The organism is Chitinophaga sp. MM2321 (assembly GCF_964033635.1).
Lineage (GTDB): Bacteria > Bacteroidota > Bacteroidia > Chitinophagales > Chitinophagaceae > Chitinophaga.
The window spans coordinates 5,013,741-5,026,823 of sequence record NZ_OZ035533.1 but is presented as its reverse complement, the minus strand read 5'-3'; the positions used below and the strand labels follow the sequence as shown (position 1 = coordinate 5,026,823).

Genomic DNA, 13,083 nt, shown 5'->3' with positions numbered 1-13,083 from the left:
GTGAGAGAGGTGGAGAAAATCGCAACCAAAGGACTATTGACGAGCGACTAATGACTTTAAAAAAGAAAAAAAAGGCAAGTTACTTATATCGCACCGCTTCAACCACCTACCCTTGCTACATTCCTGTCCTGGGGGAGTTCAGTAGGAGCTGGTCGTATAAGACTTGCCGGGGCAAAGGTAACACAATGCGTTGGAAATCCAAATTTTGTGAAAGAAATCTCATAATATTTTTTTTAAAAGTCAAAGATGAATGCGCTTTCCGGGCTTAAAACCTGCGAACTATGTATGTGTTGCAATTGTTATGCACAAGTGATGTTTTTTATCTCAAATCCTTGTCTGACATAAGTATGCTACAATAACCGGGCAATAAATATCAGGAAGAATTTTCGTGGAGAGAATGATTTTTACATTATAATTAATTACATTGTATATAATACTTATGTTTCCTGTACCTGATCGTATGATCATTAACTATTTACCTATCAACTTATGGAACAAGTAAATGAAACAAACAGCCATGATCTGCTTTCTGATCTGAAAGAAGCGCACACTTTTGAACCTGCCACCAGGTGGCATCGTTTTGCAAATTTTGTTATTGATTACATTGTTGTACTAGGCATACTATTGGTTTTAATAGTAGCTTTTTACACATTGTCAGATGCTACGGAAGAACTGGGCACCCTTGAATTACAAATCCTCTTTGCTGTACTTTTTGTTGTCTACTATGGTCTGATGGAAGGCTATGTAAATGGCCGCACCGTTGGTAAAATGATCACAAAAACACGGGTGGTACGACATGATGAACAGCCAATGTCGGTAAGCAAAGCGTTGCTTCGGGGAGTGACACGACTGGTGCCGTTTGAACCGTTGACAGGCTTTGGCAGTGCGCCATTGCATGATAAATGGACGGACACTTATGTGATAAAAGATAATTAATAAAAAAGACGTCTTCCACAGACGTCTTTCTTATTAATTATCTTTTGTTGTATAGTAGTTATAATCATTCAGCACTGTTTCCAGGAAATGGGTGTGGGCCAGATCAGATTCAATATGTAATACCTCTTTTACCCGGAATGCCACCCTGGCTGCCAGCTCATCATCACCGGCTTTCAGCGCCCTGTCCAGCAGGTCTTTCACCTTATTCATATCCCTGTCAGATAATTTTGTAATCTGCGGAAATTGCGGCTGATAATCTGAATTGGACATGTCCCTGAAAATGGTGTCTTCTATGCTGCCCTTTCTTTTTGTACTGATCACAATGGTACCGGCTATTACATCGCCCAGCCGCTGGCTGTAAGGGGTACGTGCAATAGATACAACAGGGATAATCACAGGTATAAAAAATGCCCAGGCCATCAGTGGTGATTCTATGAGCCGAAACACCCAACGTATCAGGTGTTGGCTCACCGTAGGCCGTGTGCCCGATAAACTGATCACTTTCAGATCCAGCGCCTGTTTGCCGGGTGTGAGTCCACCCATCGCAATTTCTGCTACCAGGAAATAAAATAGCAGTGGTAAGGATAACACGAGTATACTCAGGATGGAACTTTCTGTGCTGTCCAACCTGAAAGAGCTTAATACCATGTACACCAACAGGTAATAACATAACCGGATAGCAAAATCAATGAGCCAGGCAAGAAAGCGGCGCATGATATCTGCTGTTTCAAATTCCAGGTCTATATTAAAGGAAGTTGGTATTTTTATATTGCTCATACTCAAATTTACATATTTGTTTATATATTGTTTGACGTTTTAGTATGTTTGCCGATACTTCCCCATAAGTAACCCATTACTGTAGGTAGATATCCGGATTTTAAAAGGGAATTGACTCACTATGAGAGAATCATTGTTTATCAAAAAAAATTTGTCCCGTTGGAAGCAATACCAGGAGGAGCCGACAGATGACCCCGATGAGATGGCAGAAAGATTTGTGTCCGTATTGGATGACTTGTCTTATGCAAAAACGTTCTACAGTTTCAGTAAGGTTACCCGTTATATCAATGGCCTGGCAGCAGGTATTTATCAACGTATTTACCAGCACCGCAAAGAAGATGTGGGCCGCTTTCAATTATTCTTCCGGTACGAACTGCCCTTGCTGTTCCGTAAATATCACCGGTTGCTGTTGTTTACTTTATGTTTTTTCCTGCTCTTTTGTATCATCGGTGCTTTTTCTTCTGCACATGATGAAACCTTTGTTCGGGGTGTATTGGGAGATGAATATGTGAATATGACGGAACGAAATATTGCCAACAACGATCCTTTTGGGGTATACAAAGGCGGGAACCCGCTCCTGATGTTCCTTTGGATTGCAAAAAATAATATCCAGGTTTCCTTCCTGTGTTTTGTAGGCGGCATCTTCCTGGGCGTAGGCACGTTATACCTGCTGATCCGCAACGGTGTGATGCTGGGCGTGTTTCAGTATATTTTTTTCTCACATGGCCTGGGCATTAAATCTATATTGGTCATATGGATTCATGGTACACTGGAAATATCCAGTATCGTGATTGCAGGATGTGCCGGTATCATGCTGGGCAACAGCCTGCTCTTTCCCGGTACCCGCCCAAGGCTGGACTCCCTGCGCAAAGGTGCCAAAGACGGTATTAAGATCATGGTAACGCTCATGCCTATACTAACCGTAGCTGCTTTCCTGGAAGGCTTTGTAACCAGGTATACGGAAATGCCGCTGCTACTGAGTATCCTGATCCTGTTGGTATCGCTGACATTTATACTGGGCTACTTTATTTTTTACCCGATTTATCTGCACCGTAAAGGATATAGTTTGAGTACCACCGGAAAAGTGATCATACCATTTACCCGATCAAAGCAGCAACCATGAAAAAGTATTGGACAAGAACGCTGCTGCTGTTATTACTTTGTTTGCCATCGGGTGTTATTGCACAGGATGACAGCACGAGTGAAGCAACAATGCCCGCTTATGAAATGCGGACAGTATCCAACTCAATGGTGGAGCAACTGAAAAAAGATAAGCGGCTGCAATATGCTGATGTGGAAGAGAAAAAAGATAAGCCCCGGGATTACAGCGCATTTGAACGTTTCCTGGAGGCGATGTTTCGCTATGGTGCCGCTTTGCGTGGCATCGTTGTTGTGCTGCTGCTGGGTGGATTGGGATACCTGTTGTATGCCTTTATGAAGAACAACGGTATGAGCATCTTTCGTAAACCCCCATTAATAGCCGGACTGGAAGAAATACAGGAAGAAACATTGTACAGTGCAGCTGCGTATGAAGACAAAATAAAAACGGCCATTCAGGAAGGTGATATCCGGCAGACTATCCGTTGGTGGTACCTGTATACATTGTTCCAGCTGGCCAACCGCCAACTGATCACACCGGGAAGAGAAAAAACAAACAACGATTACCTGCGCAGTATGCGGAATACATCCTACTATAAAACATTTGCCACCCTCACGCTGGACTATGAATATATCTGGTACGGCGGGTTTGAAGTGAGCAATGAAAATTTTAAAGAGATGAATCAGCAGTTCAGGGATTTTAATAACCTTTTAGGAAAAGTTGCGTGAAAGCCAGGACCATTTATATCATCGCATCCATCGGCCTGTTATTGGTCATACTGATCCTGTTCAGCGGCAACCGTAAAAAGGAGGATCAGTCTACCGATATGAGCAAGGCTACTTTTTCCAGCAAGGATAAAAAAGCCGGTGGCGCCTATGTGGCTTTTAAACTTTTGCCGGAACTATTCAGTGCTCAATCTGTACAGGTAGTCACCAAACCTTTTGCTACTACATACGCAAAAGAGAAAGAGCTGTTGAATACTGACAATGCTTATATCGTAGTGGCAAATGAATTGTTTACCACCGAAAAAGATATTGAGTCCATGCTGTATTATGTGGCGAGGGGAAATACCTTGTTTCTTGCCGTAAATTCACCGGACCCGTTGCTGGGAAAGTCATTACAATTTACAGTGGTAGACGGACAAAACCTGCAACCTAAAACTACTACGGCTGTGCAGCGATATACTGATGAGGGCGTGCCTGTGGACACGGCGTTTTCTTACAAAGGCATGATTAGCGGCAGTTATTTTTCTCATATTGACAGCTCTTTCACCAGGGTGTTGGGCACCAACTACAAAGGCAAACCTAATTTTATATGCATCTCACACGCCGATGGATTTATCTATATTTTACTGAACCCATATACATTCAGCAACTATTTTTTATTGCAGGAAAATAATGTGGCCGCACTCGAAACACAGTTGTCTTACCTGCCGGTGGATGCCAGTAACCTGTACTGGGATGATTTCTACAATAATCAGCATAGTGCACAATCGGGCGATTTCAGTGAATGGCAGGTGCTGATGCGTTATCCGGCGATGCGCTGGGCGCTATGGCTGGCAGCAGGATTGTTATTGTTGTATGTCATTTTTGAAAGTAAAAGAAGACAAAGAATTATTCCAGACAGACCTCCGTTAGCCAATACTTCTCTTGAATTTGTGGATGCTATCGGTCAGTTGTATTACCAGCAGCATAACAATGCCAACCTCGCGCATAAAATGATTTTACATCTGCTGGAATATATCCGTACCCGCTTCTACATAAATACCAATCAGCTGAATGAACAATTTATTGAGGCATTATCGAAAAAGGCTGCCATGCCTGAAACGGAGATCAGGGAACTGTTACAGATGATTTACCACATACAGCTGGAAGCAAATGTGAGTGATGAATATCTACAGGAATTTTACAAACGCATTCAACTATTTTATCTAAATACGAAATAAAAAATGGACACCAATACATTTCAACCCAGAACAGATTTTTCTGCCTTGCATGAAGGTGTGGAGGCTATCAGGGAGCAGATCGGAAAAGTAATTGTAGGGCAGCATCAAATGATTGACCTGCTGCTTGCCGGGCTGCTGGTCCAGGGCCATGTACTGATTGAAGGCGTACCCGGTGTTGCAAAAACACTGACCGCCAAACTGCTGGCCCAGTGCGTGGATGCGGACTTTTCCAGGATACAGTTTACCCCCGATCTGATGCCGGCGGATGTATTGGGGACTTCTGTATTTAACCCGCAAACAAGGGTGTTTGAATATAAAAAAGGACCTATTTTCGGTAATCTCGTACTGATCGATGAGATCAACCGCGCTCCCGCAAAAACGCAGTCGGCTTTGTTTGAAGTAATGGAAGAAAGACAGATCACCAATGATGGCAATACCTATTTGCTGGATCGTCCTTTTATGGTGATTGCTACACAGAACCCAATTGAACAGGAAGGAACCTACCGCTTGCCGGAAGCGCAGCTGGACCGTTTTCTTTTTAAGATAGAAGTAAAATATCCTGACTTGCAGGAAGAAGTAGCTGTATTGCTACGCATGCATGAATTTAACGGCGAAACAGATCTCACGGGTATGATCGGTAAAGTAGTGACGGCCACGCAGATTATCGCCTTCCAGCAGCTCGTACGGCAGGTGCGGATTGATGAAAAGTTGCTCCACTATATTGCTGCTATTGTTCATGAAACACGTATGAATGCATCGTTGTACCTGGGCGCTTCCCCGCGTGCATCCATTGCTGTGATGAATTGCGCCAAAGCAATGGCTGCTATGCGTAACCGTGATTTTGTGATTCCGGAAGATGTGGTGGAAATGGTACCACATGTATTGCGTCATCGTATTATGCTGACGCCGGAGAAAGAAATGGAAGGCATTCGCGCCGATGATGTGATTGCACAAATTATTAAGATGGTGGAAGTTCCACGATAAGCTATCAGTCAAAAGAATATGTCAGCAACTGTAAAAAATAATTTATACCAGCTACTGTTTTTTACCGGCCGCCTGTATATGGCGCTGGGCGCGAATGTGCTGTTGTTTATACTGGCGTTTTTTATCCCGCGTTTGTTTAACATCGCCATCGTTGCTTTTGTTGCCATCGTGGCATTGCTGCTGCTGGATATGATCCTGCTGTTGTTGCGCCCGGCCGGAATACTGGAAGTACAACGTAAGATCAGCGAGCGGTTGAGCAATGGCGATGAGAATGAAGTATTGGTGGAATGTATTAACCGTTATCCTTTCCCGGTATTTACTACGGTTACAGAAGAGCTGCCATTTCAGTTCCAGGAAAGGGATTTCTCTTTGAAAGCAAAAGTGGGCGCGGGGATGCAGCATATTTTCCGGTATGTATTAAGACCGGTAGAAAGAGGTGTTTATGAATTTGGGTATACCAATGTATTTGTGAAAAGTGCATTGGGGATGGTGAGCCGCCGTTTCGTTTTTAACAATGCGCAAACGGTGAGTGTGTACCCCAGCTTTCATCAGTTACGGCAGCAGACATTGTATTCTTATGTGAACCGCCTGAATGAGATAGGGGTGCATAAACGTCGGGTGATAGGGCACAGTATGGAGTTTGATCATATCAAGCCTTATTCAAAAGGTGATGATGTGCGCACGCTCAACTGGAAAGCATCCGCCCGTACCGGCGATCTGATGGTGAATAATTATGTGGAAGAAAAATCGCAGCAGGTATATTGTGTGATAGATAAAGGGCGTACCATGAAGATGCCTTTTGATGGTCTTTCTTTATTGGATTATGCCATCAATGCTTCGCTGGTATTCAGCAGTGTGGCGCTGAATAAAGGCGATAAAGCGGGTCTTGTTACTTTCACAGAACAAGACGTGGATGTGCTGGCCGCCAGTAATAAAAAAGTACAACTGAATAAGATCCTGGAGTCGTTGTACGGACAGGAAACACAGTGGCAGGAAAGCGATTATGAAGCGTTGAGTGTGCAGTTACGGAGCAGGTTATCGCAGCGTTCTTTGCTGATCCTGTTTACTAATTTCGAATCTATGTCCAGCCTGCAACGGCAATTGCCTTTCCTGCGCCGCCTGGCGCGTTATCACCTGTTGTTGGTCGTATTTTTTGAGAATACGGAATTGAAGAAAATAACCGATCAGCAGGCGTATGATGTAGAAGGTATTTACAAGCAAACAATCGCGCAGAAATTTTCTTACGATAAAAAACTGATCGTAAAAGAACTGGCAAAATATGGTATCATGTCTTTATTAAGCCCGCCGGAAAATCTGACGCTGAATGTGGTGAACAAATACCTGGAATTAAAAGCCCGGACGATGATTTAGCCGCGATGGTTTTGCCGGTGGCGCCAACTCAGGGTCCGGCATTTGTTTGACGGGGATCACAGAACGCAGGTACATATCCTTATTAGGTTTATACCATGCTTCTACGGTTACAGATTTCGTAGTATCATTTTTATCCAACAATAAATCCTGTCCCAATATTCTGCCGGCGGATGTCTGGAAGCGCAGGGTGGTGGTGTCCAGCGGTAATATTTTTCCACTACTGAATTTTCCTTCTACATTTAAGTAATAGCGGATATCGCGTTTAAGACTATCTGCATAGTGATGAAAACGTATGCCCAGTAAGTGTGGTAAGGTAAGTGTTGTTTGAATCGGTGCAGTATTGGCCACGCTAACGGAAAAGGTTATACGATAATGATCCCGTGCCAGTTGTGGCCGGTTGAAAGTAAGCACCCCCTGCTGAATGGCGCCGTTGGAAGTGGTGATATTCAGTTTATTCCACCTGTAATCTCCCCGCAGGAAGCCGGTGGTTTGTTTGCGGGAACTGTCGCTGTAAACCAGTTCCAGTCCGATGGGTACGCGGTTATACAATTCTGCTATGGCAGTGGTATCGTAGCTGGCATTGATCCTCACTACTTTTGGCTGTTGGCCGTTTGCCAGCAGCGAAATAAAAAATACCGGGAGAAGCAGATATAATTTCAAGATGATTTATTTGTGAGAAGATGAAGAAAAAACCGTTCCAATTAAATCTTCCAGGTAGACACTGTTTTAATTTCTGCTTGTAATTCTGCGACCAGGCGATGAATGATATCGTCAATACTACTGATTTCATGTACCATTTCCACGCTCTGTCCTGCTTCCCATAGCTGCTTATAGGAGCCGGGTTTGATAGCGTTTTCCAGCTTTTTCATCCCCCGGAGTTGTACCAGCATTTTAAAATATTTGCGGGTACGGGAATTATTGTTCAGTATTCTTTCTATCCAGTTTTGTTTATAGCCTATTTTCTTTGCAGCGGGCGTATTGATGATATTGCTGGGTGTACCGGATAATCTTTCTGTGAGTACAATATCTTCCATTCCATAATCCACGATGGCTTGTTTATATTCATTGCTTACCGTGGCTTCGTTGCTGGCAATGAACCGGGTGCCGATGGAAACCCCTTTGGCGCCTAGTATCAGCGCACTGGCTATCTGCTGACCGGTAGCAATGCCACCGGCGGCGATGATGCATTTATCAGGAAATTCCCGTTGTAGGGCGGGTACCAGGATGTGCATCGGGTAGGGACCGGCATGACCGCCTGCGCCTGTGGCTACCGCAATAAAGCCATCACAGCCTTCTTTGGCTGCTTTGGCAGCGTGGTGAAGATTGGTCACATCACAGAGTACTTTGGCGCCGTAGCTGTGCGCCGCATTGATAACTTCCCGGGGATTGCCCAAAGAGGTAATGTAGAAAGGCACTTTGGCGTTTACACATTCCTCCAGATGTTTTACATACAGCGGGTTGGTTTTTTGTACAATAAGGTTCACCCCGTAATTGCCCTGTTTGCCGTTGAGCTGTGCTTTGTAGGCGTTCAGGTTTTCCAGCACCGTTTTCAGTTCGCCTTCCTTACGGAAGTTCAGGGTGGGGAAAGTACCTGCAATTTCATTGTCCATGGCGGCTTTCACCATGGCTTCATTGCTCACCAGGAACATGGGAGCCATGATAATAGGGTACCGTATCCGGAATGACTGGGTGAAATCCATATGAGAAGAACGTTTTAGCGGTTTAGCTGTCAGGGTGTGGCCATTTATAATCAGCTCGCAGCTAAAACCTCCCGGTTTACCGCTATTTGCCTGGCTACATATTTACCGAGAATATCAAATTCCAGATTTACCTGGGTGCCTGGTTGTATGTATTGCACATTGGTATGTGTGTAAGTATAGGGAATGATGGCCACCGAAAACTGATCGTTGGTAACGTCGAAAACAGTTAAGCTGATACCATTCATGCAGATGCTGCCTTTTTCCACGATAAGGCCGGCAAATCCGGATGGGTAACTGAAACGGTACAACCAGCTGCCATCCTGTGCTTCGCGCAGAATACAGGTCCCTACACCGTCTACATGCCCCTGCACCAGGTGCCCGTCGATGCGGCCATTGAATACCATCGCCCTTTCCAGGTTGATGTGTTGTCCGGTGGTGAGTTGTCCGAGGTTGGTTTTCTGAAGGGTTTCTGCTACGGCAACGGTTTCATAAATATTGTCCCCGATGTTGGTAACGGTCAGACAAACGCCGTTATGGGCTACACTCTGGTCTATCTTTAATTCGCCTGCAATAGCAGATCCTATCGTCAGTACGAGGTTACTCCCTTCTTCCCTGGTAGCTATTACTTCTCCCGATATTTCTATTATTCCTGTGAACATAGCGCGAATTTAAGGAAATTTCTACACCCTTGGTTTCCAGGGGATCTCGGCTACACCCAGTTTATGTCCTACCCAACGGGCCAGTACAAACAGGTAATCGCTGAGCCGGTTGATATACTTCAATACAAGTGGTTCTATAAACATATTATGTTCCTGCATGCCTACACAAAGGCGTTCTGTACGGCGACAGATACAGCGGGCAACATGACAGGTAGATACGGCTACGTGGCCGCCGGGCAGAATAAAGTGTTTCATGACAGGAAGCTCTTCATTCATCCGGTCTATATTGGTTTCCAGCAGCGTAATGTCTGCTTCATGGAGGTCAGGTATCTTCAGTTTTGTTTCTTTATCGGGATCACAGGCGAGTGCGGCGCCAATGGTGAAGAGACGATCCTGTATTTCTTTCAGCAGCAGTTTGGTATCGGGATCGGCTATATGATCATTGACCAGGCCGATGTAAGAGTTGAGTTCATCTACCGTACCATAAGCATCAATGCGTACATCGCTTTTTGGAACCTTTGTTCCGCCAATAAGAGATGTTTTTCCTTTATCGCCTGTTTTGGTGTAAATCTTGAATGACATCTGGATGGGTATCTTTTAAGGAGTTGTTACAATATGGCTGGTTACTTTCTCATTCACCCTGTCGGATTCTATAATGCCATCACGCAGGCGTATAACGCGTCTGGCGTGATCAGCAATATCTTCCTCATGCGTTACCAGTACCACTGTGTTGCCGGAAGCGTGGATGCTGCCGAAGATCTCCATAATTTCTACAGATGTTTTTGAATCGAGGTTACCGGTAGGTTCATCTGCCAGGATCAGGGAAGGATCATTTACCAGGGCGCGGGCAATGGCCACACGCTGGCATTGTCCACCGGAAAGCTCGTTGGGCTTGTGTTTATAACGATCGCCCAATCCCACTCTTTCCAGCATGATGCGGGCTTTTTCTTCTCTGTCCTTTTTATTTACGCCTGCATAAATGAGCGGTACTGCCACATTTTCGAGAGCAGTGAGGCGGGGCATCAGGTTGAACTGCTGAAATACGAAGCCAATTTCCTGTCCGCGTACATTCGCCAGGGCGTTATCTTCCATCTTGCTTACATCGTGTCCGCTCAGGATATACCTTCCGTTGGTAGGCGTATCCAGGCATCCCAGGATATTCATCAGGGTAGACTTTCCGGAGCCGGAAGGTCCCATCAACGCCACATACTCGTTCTTGAAAATGTCAAGAGAAATCCCTTTGAGAACGGGGAGTTCATTTTTTCCGAGGAAATAGCTTTTTCTGATATCTTCCAGGTGGATGACGGACTTTTGCATGTGGGTTATTTCTTTATGATTTTCGGCACTTTGAAATATTCTGTGGTGGCTGACGGCGCATTTTGCAACCCTTTTTCCCTGCTGATGGAGGGGATGACTTTATCTTCCCTGAAAACATTATAATCATCTGTCAGGTGTAATAAAGGTTTTACATTCGTTGTATCCAGCTCATTCAGCTTCTCCACAAAAGTGATCATCCGCTGTAGGTCTCCGCGGATATCCGCCTTTTCCTGCTCGTTAAAATCCAATCTTGCCAGATCAGCCAGTTGTTGCACCATGGCGTCGTTCACTTCCATAATCAAATTAAATCAAAAGATAATGAATTATAAATGGTAAATATGATAGTACCCCAAAAATAGGGATAAACGGTGGGAATTTTGTCTATTCCCCGGAAAGACAATTTCGGTGATGTTCAGATAATTTCCCCTTTATATTTTAAATTGCGCCCTGTTATGGCTACTGAAAAAGAAATTGTGGTGAGCGGCATCCGCCCCACCGGTTATTTGCACTTAGGCAATTATTTTGGCGCGATCCGGAATTATATCCGGATGCAGGAGGATTTTAACTGCTATTTTTTTGTGGCAGACTGGCATTCACTCACTACCCATCCTGATCCGAAAGATCTGCCGGGTAATGTAATGCGGGTGCTGGCGGAAAACATTGCGTCCGGCCTGGACCCTGAAAAGGTGACCCTGTACGTACAAAGTGATATACCGGAAATTTCAGAACTCTACCTGTTGATGAATATGCTGGCTTATGTCGGCGAACTGGAAAAAGTGCCCACCTTCAAGGATAAAGTACGCCTGCAACCGGAAAATGTAAACGCCGGATTACTGACCTACCCCGTGCTGATGAGCGTGGATATATTGATCCAGCGTGCGGTGAAAGTGCCGGTAGGTAAGGATCAGGGCCAACACCTGGAAATGGCGAGAAATTTCGCGCAGCGTTTTAATCATCGTTATGGTGACCTGTTCCCGGAACCGGTAGCCTTCAATTATGGCGATAACCTCGTGCGTGTGCAAAGCCTGGATGGTAAAGGAAAGATGAGTAAAAGTGAAAATGAGATGGCTACCCTGTACCTGTCTGATGAAGATGATAAGATCCGGCAGAAATTGAAGAAAGCTAAAACGGATAGTGGTAGCGGCGTTCCGGGCGAACCTATGCCGGAATCGGTGCAGAATCTTATTGAGTTGATGAAATTAGTATCAACACCGGATACCGTACAATTCTTTGAAGATGCCTATAACAACGGGTCTATCCGTTATGGTGATATGAAAACGCAACTGGGGGAAGATATGGTGAAATTCATTGCACCTATCCGCGAGAAAGCAAAAGATTTGCAGCAGGATACGGCATACCTGCGGGAAATTATGAAAGCGGGTGCTGAGAAGGCCAGGGCAAATGCGGCACAGACTTTGCACCAGGCGAAAAAACTTATCGGTATAAATTATTATTGAAAAAGTCACTACTTGTAGCTATTTTCAGTATTCACGACCTATCATCGCATGGCAAAACAGAACAAGATTAAACATATAGCCATCGCCGGCAATATTGGCGCCGGCAAAACTACGCTCACTGAAATGCTTTGCAGGCATTACAAATGGCATCCGCAATATGAAGATGTAGAGCATAATCCTTATCTGAATGATTTTTATGAAGACATGCCCCGCTGGTCTTTCAATCTCCAGGTATATTTTCTCAACGGCAGGTTAAAACAACTGCTGGAAATTCAGCATGGAAAAGAAACCGTGATCCAGGACCGCACCATTTATGAGGATGCGCACATTTTTGCGCCCAACCTTTATGAAATGGGACTGATGACGAAAAGGGATTTTGATAACTATTTCAATTTCTTTGAAACGCTGAAAAGTATGGTGAAACCACCGGACCTGCTGATCTATCTGCAGGCATCCGTACCTACACTGGTAGCGCAGATTCAGAAAAGAGGCAGGGAATACGAAGAGAATATCCGGCTCGACTACCTCAAACGCCTGAACGAATATTACAATAACTGGATCGAGAAGTACAAAGAAGGGCCATTGCTCATCATTAATGTCGATAAAAATAAATTTCCCGAAAGCGACGAAGACCTGGGCGAAATCATCTCCAAGGTTGATTCGCAGCTGTACGGATTGTTCTAAATAATTTGCATGAAAAATGTCCTGGCGGGGTAATCCCTGACCAGGACATTTTATTTTCTCCCCGTTAAGATCCTGTTAACAAATTACTCCTTCCCATTTTTTATTTTCGTTTTTGTAGAGATGACAGATAGTTGTTGTTAACCCGGATACGTGA

The 13,083-nt window shown here is 44.6% G+C and carries 15 protein-coding genes and 1 other RNA gene; 8 read left to right on the top strand and 8 right to left on the bottom strand.

Going from position 1 to position 13,083, the window contains the following annotated elements:
• Positions 1-69: 69 nt before the first annotated feature.
• Positions 70-169, bottom strand: an RNA gene (gene ffs / locus ABQ275_RS19430) — signal recognition particle sRNA small type.
• 320 nt (positions 170-489) lie between these two features.
• Between ffs and ABQ275_RS19425 the strand changes: the two genes are divergently transcribed.
• The gene (locus ABQ275_RS19425) at positions 490-936 is read left to right on the top strand and encodes an RDD family protein (protein ID WP_349314816.1); all 447 of its coding nucleotides are present in this window, start codon (positions 490-492) and stop codon (positions 934-936) included.
• 33 nt (positions 937-969) lie between these two features.
• Here ABQ275_RS19425 and ABQ275_RS19420 read toward each other — a convergent pair whose 3' ends face one another.
• Complete coding sequence (locus ABQ275_RS19420) at positions 970-1,713, bottom strand: RDD family protein (RefSeq protein WP_349314815.1); 744 nt, start codon at positions 1,711-1,713, stop codon at positions 970-972.
• A gap of 121 nt (positions 1,714-1,834) precedes the next feature.
• Between ABQ275_RS19420 and ABQ275_RS19415 the strand changes: the two genes are divergently transcribed.
• The 5 genes from ABQ275_RS19415 to ABQ275_RS19395 are packed head-to-tail and all read left to right on the top strand — an operon-like array spanning position 1,835 to position 7,112.
• Complete coding sequence (locus ABQ275_RS19415; RefSeq protein ID WP_349314814.1) at positions 1,835-2,836, top strand: stage II sporulation protein M; 1,002 nt, start codon at positions 1,835-1,837, stop codon at positions 2,834-2,836.
• Positions 2,833-3,540: a hypothetical protein gene (locus ABQ275_RS19410; RefSeq protein ID WP_349314813.1), complete on the top strand. Its 708-nt coding sequence runs from the start codon at positions 2,833-2,835 to the stop codon at positions 3,538-3,540. The genes ABQ275_RS19415 and ABQ275_RS19410 overlap by 4 nt, the downstream gene beginning before the upstream one ends.
• Positions 3,537-4,757 (top strand): DUF4350 domain-containing protein, encoded by a 1,221-nt coding sequence (locus ABQ275_RS19405; protein ID WP_349314812.1) that lies wholly within the window; start codon positions 3,537-3,539, stop codon positions 4,755-4,757. The genes ABQ275_RS19410 and ABQ275_RS19405 overlap by 4 nt, the downstream gene beginning before the upstream one ends.
• A 3-nt stretch (positions 4,758-4,760) precedes the next feature.
• Positions 4,761-5,741, top strand: a complete 981-nt coding sequence (locus ABQ275_RS19400) for a MoxR family ATPase (RefSeq protein ID WP_349314811.1) — start codon at positions 4,761-4,763, stop codon at positions 5,739-5,741.
• Between the two features lie 18 nt (positions 5,742-5,759).
• On the top strand, positions 5,760-7,112 hold the full coding sequence (locus ABQ275_RS19395; protein WP_349314810.1) for a DUF58 domain-containing protein: 1,353 nt from the start codon (positions 5,760-5,762) through the stop codon (positions 7,110-7,112).
• Here the strand turns inward: ABQ275_RS19395 and ABQ275_RS19390 are convergent.
• The 6 genes from ABQ275_RS19390 to gatC are packed head-to-tail and all read right to left on the bottom strand — an operon-like array spanning position 7,089 to position 11,084.
• Positions 7,089-7,772: a hypothetical protein gene (locus tag ABQ275_RS19390; protein ID WP_349314809.1), complete on the bottom strand. Its 684-nt coding sequence runs from the start codon at positions 7,770-7,772 to the stop codon at positions 7,089-7,091. The genes ABQ275_RS19395 and ABQ275_RS19390 overlap by 24 nt on opposite strands.
• A 41-nt stretch (positions 7,773-7,813) precedes the next feature.
• Positions 7,814-8,812 (bottom strand): nitronate monooxygenase, encoded by a 999-nt coding sequence (locus ABQ275_RS19385; protein ID WP_349314808.1) that lies wholly within the window; start codon positions 8,810-8,812, stop codon positions 7,814-7,816.
• Between the two features lie 50 nt (positions 8,813-8,862).
• Positions 8,863-9,471, bottom strand: a complete 609-nt coding sequence (locus tag ABQ275_RS19380) for a riboflavin synthase (RefSeq protein WP_349314807.1) — start codon at positions 9,469-9,471, stop codon at positions 8,863-8,865.
• 21 nt (positions 9,472-9,492) lie between these two features.
• On the bottom strand, positions 9,493-10,053 hold the full coding sequence (locus ABQ275_RS19375; protein ID WP_349314806.1) for a cob(I)yrinic acid a,c-diamide adenosyltransferase: 561 nt from the start codon (positions 10,051-10,053) through the stop codon (positions 9,493-9,495).
• A 15-nt stretch (positions 10,054-10,068) separates the two neighbouring features.
• Positions 10,069-10,788, bottom strand: coding sequence for an ABC transporter ATP-binding protein (locus ABQ275_RS19370; protein WP_349314805.1), 720 nt, complete (start codon positions 10,786-10,788; stop codon positions 10,069-10,071).
• A gap of 5 nt (positions 10,789-10,793) precedes the next feature.
• Positions 10,794-11,084 carry an Asp-tRNA(Asn)/Glu-tRNA(Gln) amidotransferase subunit GatC gene (gene gatC / locus ABQ275_RS19365; RefSeq protein WP_349314804.1) on the bottom strand — a complete coding sequence of 97 codons (291 nt, stop codon included), beginning with the start codon at positions 11,082-11,084 and terminating at the stop codon, positions 10,794-10,796.
• A gap of 156 nt (positions 11,085-11,240) precedes the next feature.
• Here gatC and trpS point away from each other — a divergent pair, with 156 nt between their 5' ends.
• Together trpS and ABQ275_RS19355 are read left to right on the top strand one after the other, a co-directional pair.
• Positions 11,241-12,245 (top strand): tryptophan--tRNA ligase, encoded by a 1,005-nt coding sequence (trpS, locus tag ABQ275_RS19360; RefSeq protein ID WP_349314803.1) that lies wholly within the window; start codon positions 11,241-11,243, stop codon positions 12,243-12,245.
• A gap of 48 nt (positions 12,246-12,293) precedes the next feature.
• Positions 12,294-12,929 (top strand): deoxynucleoside kinase, encoded by a 636-nt coding sequence (locus ABQ275_RS19355; protein ID WP_349314802.1) that lies wholly within the window; start codon positions 12,294-12,296, stop codon positions 12,927-12,929.
• Positions 12,930-13,083: the final 154 nt, after the last annotated feature.